Origin of the sequence: Methylocystis sp. JAN1 (genome assembly GCF_052186135.1) — a bacterium.
In the GTDB taxonomy this organism is placed as follows: Bacteria; Pseudomonadota; Alphaproteobacteria; order Rhizobiales; family Beijerinckiaceae; genus Methylocystis.
The window spans coordinates 3986016-4000479 of record NZ_CP181499.1 but is presented as its reverse complement, the minus strand read 5'-3'; the positions used below and the strand labels follow the sequence as shown (position 1 = coordinate 4000479).

Below are 14464 nucleotides of genomic sequence, written 5' to 3'. Positions count from 1 at the left end.
CCGCCGCAATTTGTGAGCACCTAGTAAATAGGAAAAGCCCTGCACAGCGCCAGCACTTCCTGGCGCGCCTGCTGAATTGCCTGCATATCGGACGGATTGCGCGCAATGCGGGCGATCCAGTCGCCGATCCGTTCAAATTCGGGAACGCCGAAGCCCCGCGTCGTTCCGGCGTTGCTCGAAAGCCGCAGGCCCGAAGGCGCCTCCGGCGGGCGCGGATCGAAGGGGATCATGTTCTTGTTCGTCGCGAGCCCCGCCTTCTCCAGCGCCCTGGCGGCGACGTCGCCGGTCACGCCGGTTGAAGCGAGATCGACGAGCGCCAGCCCCATATCCGTGCCGCTCGTCACGATGCGCAATCCGCGATTTGCAAGCGCCGCAGCCAGCGCGCGCGCATTTGCAAGCACGGCTTCGTTATAGGCGCGAAAATCCGGCCGCAGCGCTTCGCCCAGACACGCCGCCTTGCCGGCGACGGCGTGCAGCATCACCGAGCCCTGCACGCCGGGAAATATGCCGGCGTTGATGCGCGAAGAAAGCGCCTCGTCGTTCCACAGAACCATGCCGCCCCGCGCGCCGCGCAACGATTTATAGGTCGTCGTCGTCACGACATGGGCGTGCGGAAAGGGATGCGGATAAAGCCCCGTCGCAACAAGCCCCGCGAAATGCGCCATGTCGACGAGAAGATAGGCGCCGACTTCATCCGCGATCGCGCGCAGTCCCGCAAAGTCGATCGCGCGCGGATAGGCTGAGCCGCCGGCGACGATCACTCTGGGGCGCGACGCCTGCGCAAGGTCGCGCAGCTCGTCGAGATCGATTCGCTCGCTCTCGCGATTCACGCCGTAATGCGCGATCCTGTAATCGCGCCCGGTGAGCGTCGCGGGATGGCCATGGCTGATATGCCCGCCCGCCGCGACATTCATGGAGAGGATGGGGTCGCCGAGTTTCAGCAGGCCCAGAAACACGCCGGCGTTGGCGTTTGAGCCCGAATGCGGCTGAACATTCGCGAAGCGGCAATTGAACAGCTTCTTCGCGCGCTCGATGGCGAGCGTCTCGACGGCGTCGGCGAATTCCGCGCCGCCATAATAGCGCGCATAGGCCGCGCCCTCGACGGTCTTGTTGGTGAGCACGGAGCCCTGCGCCGCGAGCACGCAGGCCGAGACGATGTTTTCCGAAGCGATCAGCTCGATCCCGTCGCGCTGGCGGGCGAGCTCGCCATTGACGGCGGCGGCAAGCTCGGGATCGGCGTCGAGGCCGGCGGCGAAATAATCGTGAGGCGGGAGGGGCATCGGGGGCTCCGTCTTGGCGGTTGGCGTCGTGTCTCCCATTTCCGGCGCTTCGACAAGCGCGGGCATGATGGGAGTGTGCGCCCCCGCACGCCCCCCGCTGTGAGTCTCCGTTAACTTCCCGCCAACCAGAAAACGGAGGCGGAGATGTCCCGCGATTTCGATCTCGAAGGCGCCATTGTGCAGATCCTCGCGATGACCATGGCGACGGGCTTTTATGGGGCGATGATTTTCGCGCTTTACAAGATCGCCGCGGGTGCGTGAGCGACTCTCACCCTCTCATTGAGGGATCCTCGCGGGGAGGGATTACGGGTGGGGGCGACGCAGTCGGACCAGCTCGAAAGCGAAGATTCAATTCCCCATCCCGCGCGCCCGCCTTACCTTGCTCCGCATGAGCGAAGCGACACCCTACCGCCGCGTCCCCGGCTCCTACGGCCCGCGGCGTGATTTCCGCATCACCGTGGGGCTGCGCGAGGGGTGGGATCCCGAGGGGCGCGTCTATGACGTCTCGGAGGCCGTGCGCACGGCGCGGCGCTGGATGCGGCGGCGGGTGGAGGCGGGCAAGCCGGCGCTTTCCGGCATGGCGGCGCGCGCCGAGGTCACTTACGCCTGGCCCAGGCCGGACGGGACGGTAGGCTCGGATCGCGAGCCGGTCGCGATCTTCACCGGCGAGGCGGTGCACGCCTATCTCGGCTCGCTCTCCGACGCGGAGATCGAGGCCATGCTCGACGAACTGGCGATCGAGCTCGGCCAGGCGCTTGGGCAGGAGCGCATCTATGTCGCCTTTTGCGACCGCACCTGGATTTTGAGCTGCGAGCCGGACGCTTCTTGAAAGCCGCCCGTCCGCCCCCGATATGCGGCGAGCCGGGGCGAAAATCTCCGGTTTCGCCCCCGCTCCTTGCGAATTCCGATGTTAATGTGTATAACATTTACATCGGCCGCCGGGAGACCAGGGCCGAGCGCCAAATGGAGCCAAACATGAGCTGCGATCGGAATGCCCGAATGTCCTCTTCCCCCTGGGGACACCATGGCTGGGGACGCCACGGCGGATGCGCGCATTGGAGGCCGTTCGAAGTCGCGGCCGTCGTCATCGGCTTCTTCATCTTCTGGCCGATCGGGCTGGCGCTGCTGCTCCTGAAGCTGTGGGGCAGGAGCTTCGGCTATGAGGGCGATCTGTTCTCCTTCGCCGCCGAGCAGGGCGCGAAGGTCAAAAGCGCTTTCGGCGACGCGGCGCGCGAGAGCGGGCGCGGCTGGGCGGGACCGTCCTTCATGCGCTCGACCGGCAATGTCGCCTTCGACGAATGGCGGGAGGGCGAACTCGCCCGCCTCGAAGAGGAGCGCCGCAAGCTCGCCGAGGCCGAGCGCGAATTCGCCGAGCACATCGCGGAGCTGCGTCGCGCCAAGGACAAGGACGAGTTCGAAAGCTTCATGCGGGCCCGCAAGGGCAATGCGTGAATGAGGCGCTGAAAGCGTCCTCCCCAGCGGCCGGCCGGGCGCCGGCCGCATTTCTTTATGAAACCCGGCGGATACGGCCGAAGAATATTCCGTAATTAACTAAACTTTTCGACCTCCGGTTAACGGACCCTTTGTCATCCTGCGCGGCATGTTCGGCCGCGCCATATATTTCCCGCTTCTGCTCGCGGCGATGCTCGCGAGCTGTTCCGCGCCGTTCAAGCCCCAGCGCCCGGCCTGGCGCGCGCAGGCCGAAAACGCCTGCATCGCGCAAAAGCGCGTGCGTCCCTCCGAATGGATCGCGCTGGCGAATGAGGTCGAGGGGCCCGGCATTTGCGGGCTCACAAGGCCCTTCAAGGTGGCGGCGCTGCAAAGCGGCGCCGTGGCGTTCAACTCAACCGCGACGCTCGACTGCCCCATGGTCGCCGAACTCGAATCCTGGGTCGCCGACACGGTGCAGCCCGCCGCGCAGGCGCGCTTCGGCCAACGCGTCGTGCGCATCGATTCGATGGGCTCCTACGCCTGCCGGGGCATGAACAATCAGCGCGGCGCGCAGCTCTCCGAGCACTCTTTCGGCAATGCGCTCGACATTGGCGGATTCGTGCTGGAGGACGGAAGGCAGATCACGCTCGTTCGCGACTGGTGGCGCGGCGACGAGCAGGCGCGCGCCTTCCTGATGGACGTGCATCGCGGCTCCTGCGAGCACTTCTCCACCGTGTTGTCGCCGGGCTCCAACGCCTTCCACTACAATCATATCCATGTGGATCTCGCGCAGCATGGCCGCTCCGGGCGCTCCATCTGCAAGCCCGCGCCGCAGGAGACGCTGCCGCCGCCCGATCAGTCGCCGCTCGTCGCGATGCAGAACGCCCGGCCGATCATGGGCGAGGAGACGGATAACGACACGACGGGCAAGCCGCCGACGGCCGCCTTCGAGGGCGGAGACTCGCTCGGGCCGATCAACGTCCCGGACGTCCCGCCGCCGCCGCGCCGCGACGATTCTGCGGCGGACGACCCGGATCTGACGTCCTCGATTAGACGGCGATAGGGACGGAGGCGGGGCGCTTCATTTGCGCCCGCCCATGTTCAGGAGCCGCAGCACGAACCAGGCGGGGATGACGATCGCCGCGCCGGCGACCACATAGCTCGCAAGCTCGCGCACGGCGTCGAAGCCGAGCCGATAGATGCGGTCGAAGAAAGCCTGAATGCCGCGGATGATGTCCATGGGCCGGATGTCCAGCCACATGAGCAGCGCGCCGACGACGAGCGAAATGAAAAAGAGCCGCACGGCGACATTGAGCGGCGAGCCGCCGAGAAAATCTTCGAGCGCGTTCTTGGACGCCATAGAATGTTCCCTGTTGGGTTCGTTTCCGGAAGAGCCGGCAAGGATCAAATATTCGCGCTCGGGACGCGGCGGCTTTTTATCGAGATTCGGCCAGTTGGCGAAAGGTCCCTGATCGATCATGGGCGCGCCGTCGCTTTCGTCACAGGCTGCCTCCGGAGGGCGCTTCTTCCTTGAAGAGGCGCATTATGCGGCGCAGGAAGCGCTCGGTAAAGCTCATGGCCCGCTCGAACTCCCGCTCGCTGGGCAGCGTCGAGGGCGGCGGGGCGGGGCTCGCCAGTTTAAGCCGGGCGTTCTCGGCGCGCAGGCGCTCGATCTCGGCCTCTAACGCCGCGCGCTCATCGGCGCCGAGGCGGCAGGACGCGATGTCGTCCTTCACCGTGCAGAACGAGACCGCGCCGGTCTCCTTGTTCATGCGCAGAAAGCCGCCTTCGGCGGGCTGTAACGTGAAGCGGTCGCCTTCGGGCGCGACGATCGAGGGCGTTTCCTCCGCCCGCGCGCCGAAGGGCGCGAGCGCGACGGCGCAAAAGGCGAGACGCAGGGTGAGAACGCGCATGATTATGGTCCCGCGCGGAAAGGATTGACCGCAAATGGGGGCCGGCAGGGCTTGCGTCAATGGCGCGCGCGTTCCCGCTTGATTGCGTCGGCGCGCTCGGCCATAAACTTTCGCGGGACGCCGTTCGCGGGTCCCGCAAGGTTCGAGGCGCCAAAAGGGCTTCATCACATGTCGCGTCCCCCGCTCAATTCGCCGTTTCTCCTCGGTTTCGACGAAATCGAACGGGCGCTGGACCGGGTCGCGCGCAGCGGCACGGACGGCTATCCCCCTTACAATATCGAGCGCATTCCGCGCAGCGAGACCGAGCCCGAGCGCCTGCGCATCACGCTCGCCGTCGCGGGTTTTACGCGCGACCAATTGGATGTATCGCTCGAAGAAAACCAGCTCGTCATCCGAGGCCGCCAGGTGGACGACCGCGAGCGCCATTTCCTGCATCGCGGCATCGCCGCGCGTCAGTTCCAGCGCGCCTTCCTGCTCGCCGAGGGCATGCAGGTGCTCGGCGCCGATCTGGTGAACGGGCTGCTGTCGGTCGATCTTGTGCGGCCGGAGCCCGCGCGGGTGATCAAGAAGATCGATATTACGGCGCGGGATTGAGCGCGACGATTTTCGCCCGCAGAAATCTGGAGCGAGATTTCTCGCCTCGCCAAATGTCGCCCGCTCCTCGCCCCAACCTTCTCCCCGCAGCGGGAAGAGGGAGGCGGGGTTTATTCCCTCTCCCCGTGAAAACGGGGGCCGCGCTCACCGCCCTCTGGACGGCAATGGACGGCATGCGGCTAGGGGCGCATATCTGGAGCCTTTACTCCGCCGGCGCCCGCATTGGAGGCGGCGGGCTCATCGTGACGAGCTTCGTCGCCGCAATGATCGCGGCGATGGTCAGCGCATAGACCACGACCTGCATTTGAGAAGGCTGGTCGGCATAGCCGATGAGCGTATGCAGCACGCGGCCGGGGATGCTCTTGTCGGAGAGAAGCCAGGACGTGTCCCACAGCGTGTCGGTGAGCGTCGTGATCGCGCCCGCCTGCTGCAGAAAGGCGACGGCCTGCGCCGCGAGACCCGCCGCGAGCAGGGTGATGAGCGCCGTCGTCGTCGCGAAGAGCTTCTTCGGCGGGATCGACACGAGGCCGAAAAAGGTCGCGGCGCTGGTCAGCGCGCCGAGCGCAAGGCCGGCGACGCCGCCGATGAGCACGCTTGCGCCGGATTCGCCCGAAGCCAGCACGCCATAGAGAAACAGCGCGACTTCCGAGCCCTCGCGCAGCACGGCGAGACCGACAACGGTCGCGAGCGCGAAGAGCGTGCGGTCGCCGCTCGCCACCGCCTTGCCGACGGCGGAAAGCTCCTGCGCCATTTCGCGCCCGTGCTTCGCCATCCAGATGTTGTGCCAGGCCAGCATCACGACGGCGAGAATCAGCACGCCGGCGTTGAAGAACTCCTGTCCGCTGCCCGCGAAGGCCTTGGAAAGCTGCTCGGCGAAAGCCGCGACGATCAGCGCGCCGAGCGCGCCCGCAGCCGCGCCGCCCGCGATGAAGCCCCGCGAGCCGGCGACGCCGCGCGTCACCGCCGCGACGATGCCGATGATGAGGCCGGCTTCAATGGCCTCGCGAAAGACGATGATCAGCGCGCCCAGCATTATTCGACGACCACCTCGCCCTTGGCGGTGTCCTCGTGGAACTCGCCGAAAAACTTGTAGCGGCCGGGCTTCATCGCTCGCAACTGGAAGCTCGCCTCGCTATTGGCGGGGACGACCTTCTCGATGCGGAACGGCTTCGACTCGAATTCCTCGGGCGTCGCATCCAGGTTTTTGACGACGAGCGTCACCGCCTTATCGGCGGGGATGCTGAGTTCGGCGGGATCGAATCTATGATCCTTGATCGTGAGCATGTAGCTCTCGGCCGAAGCCGCGCCCGCGAATCCCGTGACGAAAATCAAAACCGTCGCCGTAAACCTGTTCATCTGCTCGTCTCATTCCTTGCCGAATGCTTTCGACAAGCAACGTAGGGACCAGCAGCGCGGCCGTCAAAGGGGCGCAATCTGGATAATTTCCAGACTGTTGCGGCGGCGTTTTTCGTACCTTCCTGTCGCTTTCGCGCCGCCTGTCGCTTTCGTGTCGCTTTCCCGCCCTCAGCCGCCGGGGTAGCCGTGTCGGGCCTTGGAGGCGCGCACGAGCGAAGTCGCCTTGGCGTCCTGGCCTGCGGCGCAGGCGGAGGCGGCCTCGGAAATCTCGCCCTGGATCTGGTTGTAGACGCCCTGATTGACGTGCCCCATGGAGAGGTCGTTCTCGATCACCGCCCTGTAGCGATTGACCGAGCCGGAGCAGCCGGCGCCCTCGGGCAGCGGGAGACTCGACGGGGCGGGGCGGGGCGCGCCGACGGCGTCGATCGCGGGCGGAGGCTGGCGGCTGGCGTTGCAGGCCGCGACCGAGGCGGCGAGGCCGGCGGCAAGGAAGGGAGCGAACCGCATGTTTTCCTCCAAATCGGCTGGGCGAATCCGCGGGAATGCGCGATAGTCTTAATCGGTGAGCCGGCGACGGGGCAATGGCCGGGCGCGGCTCCCGCGAGATTCCGCGCCAGAGATTCTCATCGAGATCGCCCTTTGAGATTCCCCTTGGCGTTGCGTCCTTAACCCGCTATAAGGCGAGCCAACGTGGCGCGTGACCGGAAGGTCCGCGCCGCGACTGTTTTGCGGCCGGGCGTCCCTGTTGCGTCGCCAAAGCCGCCAAGAGGAAGATCGGGCAAGCGAGATGGTCAACCCGTTTACGTTCCTGCAGGAAGTCCGCGCCGAGGCGGGCAAGGTCACCTGGCCGACCCGCCGCGAGACCATGATCACGACCGGCCTCGTTATCCTCATGGTGCTCTTCGCGAGCCTTTTCTTCGTTCTCGTCGATTCGGCCCTGCGCTTCGGCGTCGGCCTGCTGCTGCGAGTCGGCCAGTAATCCATTTCAGGAGCTGAGCGCGCCCCATGGCTATGCGCTGGTATATCGTCCACGCTTATTCGAACTTCGAAAAGAAGGTCGCGGAATCGATCCGCGAGGGCGCCGCGCAGCGGGGTCTCGCCGACGCTTTCGAGGAGATCCTCGTTCCAACCGAGCAGGTCGTCGAAGTGCGCCGCGGACGCAAGGTCTCGACCGAGCGCAAATTCTTTCCCGGTTACGTGCTGGTGAAGTGCAACCTGACCGACCCGGTCTTCTCGCTCATCAAGAATACGCCGAAGGTTACGGGCTTTCTCGGCGCCGACAACAAGCCGATGCCGATCTCCGAAGAGGAGGCGATGCGCATCAAGGGCCAGGTCGCCGAGGGCGTCGAGCGCCCCAAGCCCACGATCAGCTTCGAGGTCGGCGAGACGGTGCGCGTCGCCGACGGTCCCTTCGCCTCCTTCAACGGCCTGGTGGAGGAAGTGGACGAAGCCCGCTCGCGCCTCAAGGTCGCGGTGTCGATCTTCGGTCGTCCGACGCCGGTGGAGCTGGAGTTCGGGCAGGTAGAGAAGGTTTGACGTTATTCCCTCTCGCCGCTTGCGGGGAGAGGGAGAAAACGTGGCGGCTTCGCCCCGGCGCCATCGGGGAGAACGGAGCGGACCACGAACTGCAACCGGCGCCGGTCGACCTTTAAGGTCCGCCGAGCGTCATTCGTTGGAGAAAGCAAATGGCGAAGAAAATTGCCGGCTACATAAAGCTGCAGGTGCCGGCCGGCGCGGCGAACCCATCGCCGCCGATTGGTCCCGCGCTCGGCCAGCGCGGCCTCAACATCATGGAGTTCTGCAAGGCGTTCAACGCCAAGACGGCGCAGATGGAGAAGGGGACGCCGATCCCCGTCATCATCACCGCCTATCAGGACCGCTCCTTCACCTTCGAGATGAAGCAGCCGCCGGTCTCCTTCTTCCTGAAGAAGGCCGTTGGCCTCAAGATCGGCAAGAAGCCGGCGTCGGGCTCGAAGACCCCTGGCCGCAACGTCGTCGGCAAGGTGACCAAGGCGCAGATTCGCGAGATCGCCGAGAAGAAGCTCGTCGATCTCAACTGCGCCTCGATCGAGTCCGCAATGTCGATGATCGAAGGCTCGGCCCGCGCGATGGGCCTCCAGGTGGTGGAGTAAGACCATGGCGCATGTCGGAAAACGTATCAAGAAGGCCCGCGAGGGCGTCGAGCGCACCAAGCTCTACGGGATCGACGAGGCTGTGAAGCTCGTGCGTTCGCGCGCGACGGCCAAGTTCGACGAGTCGGTCGAAATCGCCATGAATCTCGGCGTCGACCCCAAGCATGCCGACCAGATGGTCCGCGGCGTGGTCAATCTGCCGAACGGCACGGGCCGCACGCTGCGCGTCGGCGTCTTCGCGCGCGGCGCCAAGGCGGACGAGGCGAAGGCCGCCGGCGCGGACGTCGTCGGCGCGGACGACCTTGTCAACACGGTGCTTGGCGGCACGATCGAATTCGATCGCTGCATCGCCACCCCGGACATGATGCCGCTCGTCGGCCGTCTCGGCAAGGTGCTGGGCCCGCGCGGCATGATGCCGAACCCGAAGGTCGGCACGGTGACCATGGACGTCGCCGCGGCGGTCAAGGCGTCCAAGGGCGGGGCCGTCGAGTTCCGCGTCGAGAAGGCCGGCATCGTGCAGGGCACGGTCGGTAAAGCCTCCTTCGACGACGGCAAGCTCGTCGAGAACATCAAGGCCTTCGTCGACGCCGTCGCCAAGGCCAAGCCTGCCGGCGCCAAGGGCACCTATATCCAGCGCGTGGCCATCAGCTCGACCCAGGGTCCGGGCGTGAAGGTCGAGGTGTCGAGCCTCGGCGCGACCACGGCGTAAGGCGGGACGCTGCCTGAGGTTTATGAGCCGGCGGGGCGACCCCGCCGGCTTTTTGCGTCAGTGGCGAATGTCACGCCCAAGGGTCGTGAGTGGGAATCCGCGCCCGCTCGAAGTCGCGCGTATTTCGCGTGACCAGCGTAAGCCCATATTGCAGCGCCGTGGCTGCGATTTTGAGATCGGGCTGAGAAAATGTGTGTCGCGCCTTTCGGCCATCCTCCACGAGCAGCCGCCACTTGAACATGACGTCCTCGCTGACGGCGAGCGACCTTCCCGCAAACAACGGGCGAACGCTATGGCCCAACCAGTCATTCAGTTCGGCTCTACGCGCGGCGTCCTGAATGCATTCGATTCCGAAACGGATTTCCGCGAAGCTGACCTCGCTGACATAAAGCAATTCCAGCGCCTGCTCGGCGACGAAGGAGAGAACTTTCGGTTCCGGCCTCGCGCGGCGCAGCTCAGAAAGAACATTCGTATCCAGAAGCCATCCGGTCATAGATCGACGCGGCGCACCGGCATCGGACCGCGATCCGGCGCGAGCTCGACGTCTCGGCAGGGGGAAGCCTGCATGGCCTCGATCAGAGTCCCGCCCGTCTTCGCTCCGCTGAGTCGCCTGAATTCCTCGGCGGACACCACGACGACCTCTTCGCGGCCGTGAACGGTGATGTGCTGGGGGCCTTCGCGCGTTGCGCGCCGAACGAGCTCGCTGAAGCGGGCCTTCGCGTCTTGTAACGCCCAACTTCCCGGTGGCGCGTGGCGCGTCTTTGTATTTCTGGTCATTACGACGAGAGTAGCCTCGGGTGCGGCCAAGTCCAGTTCAGAATATATGACAGGCGGTCGCGGCTGCCGCCAGTCGAATCGCGTCCCCTTGCCGCATGCGCATCTTCCGGGCGCTTTCCGCCTTGTAAGCGGGCGATCTTCCCAATAGTTTGGCGGCGCGAGGCCAGCTCTCCCCTGGGGGCGAGCGGGACGCTCGCGCTTTCCTCGCGCCGCCCGTTCTCTTTAGGAATCGCTGCATGTCCGTGCTGATCGACAGGAACACCAAAGTCATCACCCAGGGTTTCACCGGCAAGACCGCCACTTTCCATTCGGAGCAGGCGATCGCCTATGGAACCAAGATGGTCGGCGGCGTCTCCCCGGGCAAAGGCGGCTCCACGCATCTGGATCTCCCCGTCTTCGACACGGTGGCCGAGGCCCGGGAGAAGACAGGCGCCGAGGCCTCGGTCGTCTACGTCCCGCCGCCGGGCGCGGCCGACGCCATCTGCGAGGCGATCGACGCCGAGATCCCGCTGATCGTCTGCATCACCGAGGGCGTGCCGGTGCAGGACATGATCCGCGTCAAGCGCTCGCTCTCGGGCTCCAAATCCCGCCTCATTGGCCCCAACTGCCCCGGCGTCGTCACCGCCGGCGAGAGCAAGATCGGCATCATGCCGGGCAACATCTTCTCGCGCGGTTCGGTCGGCGTCGTGTCGCGCTCCGGCACGCTCACCTATGAGGCCGTTTTCCAGACCACCCGCGAGGGCCTCGGCCAGACCTCGGCCGTCGGCATCGGCGGCGATCCCGTCAAGGGCACCGACTTCATCGAGGTGCTGGAGCTGTTCCTCGCCGACGAGGCGACCAAGTCGATCATCATGATCGGCGAGATCGGCGGCTCGGCGGAAGAAGAAGCGGCCCAATTCTTGAAAGACGAGGCCAGACGCGGTCGCATGAAGCCCGTGGTGGGCTTCATCGCCGGCCGCACGGCGCCTCCCGGCCGCCGAATGGGCCATGCCGGCGCCATTATTTCGGGCGGCAAGGGCGACGCCGAGAGCAAGATCGCGGCGATGGAGTCGGCCGGCATTCGCGTGTCGCCGTCTCCCGCCCGTCTGGGCAAGACGTTGGTCGAGGTGCTTAAAGGTTAGGCGCTGCTGCGCCCTTCTTTGCCGCCTCGGAGAACTTAGATTAAGGGCGTCGCCGCTTTTGGCGGCGCCCCCAAACAAGCCTTCGGCGGCGGGCGGCGAACCCGCTGATGCGCCGCCCTCGGCTTCAAGAGAAGCGAGAATTATGGCGCGTCTTGAAACTGATGGCGTGGCCGGACCGGCGGCTCCCGGCGGCCCGCGTTCTGCGCAAAATCACGGCTTCGCAACCACTTCATTTCTCCAGGGCGCAAACGCCGCTTATATTGAGAGCCTCCTGGACGCCTATGAGGCCGATCCGTCCTCGGTCAGCCCGGAATGGGCCAGGTTTTTCTCCGAAATGGGCGCCGTTCCCGGCGCCGCGCCGGTCTCCGGCCCCTCCTGGGCGCGCCCCGATTGGCCGCCGACCGCGAATGGCGAATGGGTGAGCGCGCTCGCGGGCGATTATCCGGCCCCGGCGCCCAGGGCGGCGCCCAAGGGCGTCCCCGTTCCTCCGCCGACGGCGGTCACCGCCGACGTGGTGCGGCGCGCGACCCGCGATTCGGTGCGCGCGCTCATGATGATCCGCGCCTATCGCATGCGCGGCCATCTTCACGCCAATCTCGATCCGCTCGGTCTCGAGCAGCGCCACGACCATGGCGAGCTGCACCCCGAGACCTATGGCTTCACCGACGAGGATTACGACCGCAAGATCTTCATCGACGGCGTGCTCGGCCTGCAATACGCCAGCGTCTTCGAGATGGTCACGATCCTGCGCCGCACCTATTGCGGCCCGATCGGCTTCGAATTCATGCATATCTCCAATCCGGATGAGAAGGCCTGGCTGCAGGCGCGCATCGAAGGCCCGAAGAAGGAGATTTTCTTCACCGATCAGGGCAAGCGCGCCATCTACAACAAGCTCGTCGAGGCGGAAGGATTCGAGAAATTCCTCGACGTCAAATATACGGGCACGAAGCGGTTCGGCCTCGACGGCGCCGAGGCGATGGTTCCGGCGCTGGAGCAGATCATCAAGCGCGGCGGCGCTCTCGGCGTGAAGGAGATCGTCCTCGGCATGGCCCATCGCGGCCGCCTCAACGTTCTCTGCCAGGTCATGGGCAAGCCGCACAGGGCGCTTTTCCACGAATTCAAGGGCGGCTCCTTCCTCCCCGACGAGGTGGAAGGCTCCGGCGACGTCAAATATCACCTCGGCGCCTCGTCGGACCGCGAGTTCGACGGCAACAAGGTGCATCTCTCGCTCACAGCCAATCCCTCGCATCTCGAAATCGTCGATCCGGTGGTGCTCGGAAAGGTGCGCGCCAAGCAGGATCAGCATGGCGGCGACCGCCGCGTGGTGCTGCCGCTGCTCATCCACGGCGACGCGGCCTTTGCGGGCCAGGGCGTCGTGGCCGAGTGCTTCGGGCTCTCCGGCCTCAAGGGCCATCGCACCGGCGGCTCGGTGCATTTCATCATCAACAACCAGATCGGCTTCACCACCTATCCGCGCTTCTCGCGCTCCTCGCCCTATCCGTCGGATGTCGCGAAGATGGTCGAGGCGCCGATCTTCCATGTGAACGGCGACGATCCCGAGGCGGTGGTGTTCGCGGCCCGCGTCGCGACGGAGTTCCGACAGCAGTTCCAGAAGCCCGTCGTCATCGACATGTGGTGCTACCGCCGGTTCGGCCACAATGAAGGCGACGAGCCGGGCTTCACCCAGCCGCTGATGTACAAGAAGATCCGCGCGCATCGCACGACGCTCGATCTTTACGGCGAGAAGCTCGCGGCGGAGGGCCAGCTCTCCAAGGCCGACGCCGACAAGATGAAGGAGGAATGGCGCGCGCGGCTCGAAGCGGAGTTCGAAGCGAGCTTGTCCTACAAGCCGAACAAGGCCGACTGGCTTGACGGCCGCTGGGCGGGTCTGAAGCCCGGCTATCAGGCGACGGAGGACGAGCGAAAAGGCAAGACGGGAGCGCCGCTTGAATCCTTGCGCGAGCTCGGCGCCAAGCTCACCACGGTTCCGCCGGACTTCAAGCTGCATCGCACGATTCAGCGCTTTCTCGACAACCGCCGCAGCGCGATCGAAGGGGGGACGGCGATCGACTGGGCGACCGCGGAGACGCTCGCCTTCGGCACGCTGCTCGAGGAGGGCTACAATGTGCGCCTCTCGGGCCAGGACAGCGAGCGCGGCACCTTCTCGCAGCGCCACAGCGTGCTGATTGACCAGGAGACCGAGGCCCGCTACATTCCGCTCGATCACCTCTCGCCCGATCAGGGCCGGTTCGAGGTCATCAATTCGATGCTCTCGGAAGAGGCGGTGCTCGGCTTCGAATATGGTTATTCGCTCGCCGAGCCCAACGCGCTCGTGCTCTGGGAGGCGCAGTTCGGCGATTTCGCCAATGGCGCGCAGGTGATCTTCGACCAGTTCCTGTCGGCGGGCGAGCGCAAATGGCTGCGCATGTCCGGCCTCGTCTGCCTGCTGCCGCATGGCTATGAAGGGCAGGGGCCGGAGCACTCCTCCGCGCGCCTCGAGCGCTATCTGCAACTCTGCGCCGAAGACAATATGCAGGTCGCGAATTGCTCGACGCCGGCGAATTACTACCACATTCTGCGCCGCCAGCTTCACCGCAACATGCGCAAGCCGCTCATCCTCATGGCGCCGAAGTCGCTGCTGCGCCACAAGCGCTGCGTCTCGCGGCTCGGCGAGATGGGCATGGCGTCGAGCTTCCAGCGCATCCTGCTGGATGACGGCGAGACGCACGAGACCGCGATTTTGAAGCCGGACGAGCAGATCCGCCGCGTCGTGCTGTGCAGCGGCAAGATTTATTACGACCTCCTCGAAGATCGCGAGAAGCGCGGGATCGACGACGTCTATCTGCTGCGCGTCGAGCAGCTCTATCCCTTCCCGCTGAAGAGCCTCGTCACCGCCCTGTCGCGCTTCAAGAACGCCGACGTGGCCTGGTGCCAGGAGGAGCCCAAGAATATGGGCGCCTGGTTCTTCGTCGAGCCCTATCTCGAATGGGTGCTCGGACAGGTGAACGGCAGGATGAAGCGCGCGCGCTATGTCGGGCGTCCGGCCTCCGCCTCCACCGCGGCGGGCACGATGTCGAAGCATCTCGCGCAATTGAAGGCGTTTCTGGACGACGCTTTCGGGGCCTAGTTTTCCCCCTGCCCGCTTGCGGGG

General features: G+C 65.6%; 18 protein-coding genes. 10 read left to right on the top strand and 8 right to left on the bottom strand.

The features are described 5' to 3' along the window. Positions 1 to 20: 20 nt before the first annotated feature. Positions 21 to 1280, bottom strand: a complete 1260-nt coding sequence (gene glyA, locus ACNHKD_RS19125) for a serine hydroxymethyltransferase (protein ID WP_442755062.1) — start codon at positions 1278 to 1280, stop codon at positions 21 to 23. 388 nt (positions 1281 to 1668) lie between these two features. Here glyA and ACNHKD_RS19120 point away from each other — a divergent pair, with 388 nt between their 5' ends. From ACNHKD_RS19120 to ACNHKD_RS19110, 3 genes are all read left to right on the top strand, one after another. Further along, positions 1669 to 2109 (top strand): hypothetical protein, encoded by a 441-nt coding sequence (locus ACNHKD_RS19120; protein ID WP_442755061.1) that lies wholly within the window; start codon positions 1669 to 1671, stop codon positions 2107 to 2109. Positions 2110 to 2279: 170 nt separating this feature from the next. Then, complete coding sequence (locus ACNHKD_RS19115) at positions 2280 to 2732, top strand: DUF2852 domain-containing protein (protein WP_442755060.1); 453 nt, start codon at positions 2280 to 2282, stop codon at positions 2730 to 2732. Between the two features lie 148 nt (positions 2733 to 2880). Then, positions 2881 to 3774 carry an extensin-like domain-containing protein gene (locus ACNHKD_RS19110; RefSeq protein WP_442755059.1) on the top strand — a complete coding sequence of 298 codons (894 nt, stop codon included), beginning with the start codon at positions 2881 to 2883 and terminating at the stop codon, positions 3772 to 3774. An 18-nt stretch (positions 3775 to 3792) separates the two neighbouring features. Here ACNHKD_RS19110 and ACNHKD_RS19105 read toward each other — a convergent pair whose 3' ends face one another. Both ACNHKD_RS19105 and ACNHKD_RS19100 read right to left on the bottom strand, forming a co-directional pair. Beyond that, positions 3793 to 4071, bottom strand: a complete 279-nt coding sequence (locus ACNHKD_RS19105) for a DUF6460 domain-containing protein (RefSeq protein ID WP_442755058.1) — start codon at positions 4069 to 4071, stop codon at positions 3793 to 3795. 139 nt (positions 4072 to 4210) lie between these two features. Then, positions 4211 to 4624: a hypothetical protein gene (locus ACNHKD_RS19100; RefSeq protein WP_442755057.1), complete on the bottom strand. Its 414-nt coding sequence runs from the start codon at positions 4622 to 4624 to the stop codon at positions 4211 to 4213. 168 nt (positions 4625 to 4792) lie between these two features. Here ACNHKD_RS19100 and ACNHKD_RS19095 point away from each other — a divergent pair, with 168 nt between their 5' ends. Beyond that, complete coding sequence (locus ACNHKD_RS19095) at positions 4793 to 5218, top strand: Hsp20 family protein (protein ID WP_442755056.1); 426 nt, start codon at positions 4793 to 4795, stop codon at positions 5216 to 5218. A 202-nt stretch (positions 5219 to 5420) separates the two neighbouring features. Here the strand turns inward: ACNHKD_RS19095 and ACNHKD_RS19090 are convergent, their stop codons facing one another. The 3 genes from ACNHKD_RS19090 to ACNHKD_RS19080 form a co-directional block, all read right to left on the bottom strand. Continuing rightward, the gene (locus tag ACNHKD_RS19090) at positions 5421 to 6251 is read right to left on the bottom strand and encodes an FTR1 family iron permease (protein ID WP_442755055.1); all 831 of its coding nucleotides are present in this window, start codon (positions 6249 to 6251) and stop codon (positions 5421 to 5423) included. Next, positions 6251 to 6574, bottom strand: a complete 324-nt coding sequence (locus ACNHKD_RS19085) for a cupredoxin domain-containing protein (protein ID WP_442755054.1) — start codon at positions 6572 to 6574, stop codon at positions 6251 to 6253. The genes ACNHKD_RS19090 and ACNHKD_RS19085 overlap by 1 nt, the downstream gene beginning before the upstream one ends. Positions 6575 to 6742: 168 nt before the next feature. Next, positions 6743 to 7081: a hypothetical protein gene (locus ACNHKD_RS19080; RefSeq protein ID WP_442755053.1), complete on the bottom strand. Its 339-nt coding sequence runs from the start codon at positions 7079 to 7081 to the stop codon at positions 6743 to 6745. A 280-nt stretch (positions 7082 to 7361) separates the two neighbouring features. Between ACNHKD_RS19080 and secE the strand changes: the two genes are divergently transcribed. From secE to rplA, 4 genes are all read left to right on the top strand, one after another. Continuing rightward, a complete protein-coding gene (gene secE, locus ACNHKD_RS19075) occupies positions 7362 to 7553 on the top strand; it encodes a preprotein translocase subunit SecE (RefSeq protein ID WP_016921228.1) in 192 nt (63 codons plus the stop codon). Positions 7554 to 7579: 26 nt separating this feature from the next. After that, positions 7580 to 8110, top strand: a complete 531-nt coding sequence (gene nusG, locus ACNHKD_RS19070; protein WP_442755052.1) for a transcription termination/antitermination protein NusG — start codon at positions 7580 to 7582, stop codon at positions 8108 to 8110. A gap of 149 nt (positions 8111 to 8259) precedes the next feature. Further along, positions 8260 to 8706, top strand: a complete 447-nt coding sequence (rplK, locus tag ACNHKD_RS19065) for a 50S ribosomal protein L11 (RefSeq protein WP_442755051.1) — start codon at positions 8260 to 8262, stop codon at positions 8704 to 8706. A 4-nt stretch (positions 8707 to 8710) separates the two neighbouring features. Beyond that, complete coding sequence (rplA, locus tag ACNHKD_RS19060) at positions 8711 to 9415, top strand: 50S ribosomal protein L1 (protein WP_442755050.1); 705 nt, start codon at positions 8711 to 8713, stop codon at positions 9413 to 9415. 70 nt (positions 9416 to 9485) lie between these two features. Here the strand turns inward: rplA and ACNHKD_RS19055 are convergent, their stop codons facing one another. Next, on the bottom strand, positions 9486 to 9908 hold the full coding sequence (locus ACNHKD_RS19055; RefSeq protein ID WP_442755049.1) for a type II toxin-antitoxin system VapC family toxin: 423 nt from the start codon (positions 9906 to 9908) through the stop codon (positions 9486 to 9488). Next, the gene (locus ACNHKD_RS19050; protein WP_442755048.1) at positions 9905 to 10192 is read right to left on the bottom strand and encodes a type II toxin-antitoxin system prevent-host-death family antitoxin; all 288 of its coding nucleotides are present in this window, start codon (positions 10190 to 10192) and stop codon (positions 9905 to 9907) included. Before ACNHKD_RS19050 ends, ACNHKD_RS19055 begins: the two co-directional genes overlap by 4 nt. A gap of 236 nt (positions 10193 to 10428) precedes the next feature. Between ACNHKD_RS19050 and sucD the strand changes: the two genes are divergently transcribed. Continuing rightward, positions 10429 to 11313 carry a succinate--CoA ligase subunit alpha gene (gene sucD, locus ACNHKD_RS19045; RefSeq protein ID WP_442755047.1) on the top strand — a complete coding sequence of 295 codons (885 nt, stop codon included), beginning with the start codon at positions 10429 to 10431 and terminating at the stop codon, positions 11311 to 11313. 142 nt (positions 11314 to 11455) lie between these two features. After that, positions 11456 to 14440, top strand: a complete 2985-nt coding sequence (locus ACNHKD_RS19040) for a 2-oxoglutarate dehydrogenase E1 component (protein WP_442755046.1) — start codon at positions 11456 to 11458, stop codon at positions 14438 to 14440. The last annotated feature ends 24 nt before the right edge of the window (positions 14441 to 14464 follow it).

Coding starts and splice junctions, on each gene's coding strand:
- ACNHKD_RS19050 (WP_442755048.1), bottom strand. CDS start 10,192: ATGACCAGAAATACAAAGACGCGCCACGCGCCACCGGGAAGTTGGGCG.
- ACNHKD_RS19055 (WP_442755049.1), bottom strand. CDS start 9,908: ATGACCGGATGGCTTCTGGATACGAATGTTCTTTCTGAGCTGCGCCGC.
- ACNHKD_RS19090 (WP_442755055.1), bottom strand. CDS start 6,251: ATGCTGGGCGCGCTGATCATCGTCTTTCGCGAGGCCATTGAAGCCGGC.
- ACNHKD_RS19120 (WP_442755061.1), top strand. CDS start 1,669: ATGAGCGAAGCGACACCCTACCGCCGCGTCCCCGGCTCCTACGGCCCG.
- nusG (WP_442755052.1), top strand. CDS start 7,580: ATGGCTATGCGCTGGTATATCGTCCACGCTTATTCGAACTTCGAAAAG.
- ACNHKD_RS19105 (WP_442755058.1), bottom strand. CDS start 4,071: ATGGCGTCCAAGAACGCGCTCGAAGATTTTCTCGGCGGCTCGCCGCTC.
- ACNHKD_RS19115 (WP_442755060.1), top strand. CDS start 2,280: ATGTCCTCTTCCCCCTGGGGACACCATGGCTGGGGACGCCACGGCGGA.
- ACNHKD_RS19095 (WP_442755056.1), top strand. CDS start 4,793: ATGTCGCGTCCCCCGCTCAATTCGCCGTTTCTCCTCGGTTTCGACGAA.
- ACNHKD_RS19040 (WP_442755046.1), top strand. CDS start 11,456: ATGGCGCGTCTTGAAACTGATGGCGTGGCCGGACCGGCGGCTCCCGGC.
- ACNHKD_RS19110 (WP_442755059.1), top strand. CDS start 2,881: ATGTTCGGCCGCGCCATATATTTCCCGCTTCTGCTCGCGGCGATGCTC.
- ACNHKD_RS19100 (WP_442755057.1), bottom strand. CDS start 4,624: ATGCGCGTTCTCACCCTGCGTCTCGCCTTTTGCGCCGTCGCGCTCGCG.
- sucD (WP_442755047.1), top strand. CDS start 10,429: ATGTCCGTGCTGATCGACAGGAACACCAAAGTCATCACCCAGGGTTTC.
- secE (WP_016921228.1), top strand. CDS start 7,362: ATGGTCAACCCGTTTACGTTCCTGCAGGAAGTCCGCGCCGAGGCGGGC.
- rplA (WP_442755050.1), top strand. CDS start 8,711: ATGGCGCATGTCGGAAAACGTATCAAGAAGGCCCGCGAGGGCGTCGAG.
- glyA (WP_442755062.1), bottom strand. CDS start 1,280: ATGCCCCTCCCGCCTCACGATTATTTCGCCGCCGGCCTCGACGCCGAT.
- ACNHKD_RS19085 (WP_442755054.1), bottom strand. CDS start 6,574: ATGAACAGGTTTACGGCGACGGTTTTGATTTTCGTCACGGGATTCGCG.
- rplK (WP_442755051.1), top strand. CDS start 8,260: ATGGCGAAGAAAATTGCCGGCTACATAAAGCTGCAGGTGCCGGCCGGC.
- ACNHKD_RS19080 (WP_442755053.1), bottom strand. CDS start 7,081: ATGCGGTTCGCTCCCTTCCTTGCCGCCGGCCTCGCCGCCTCGGTCGCG.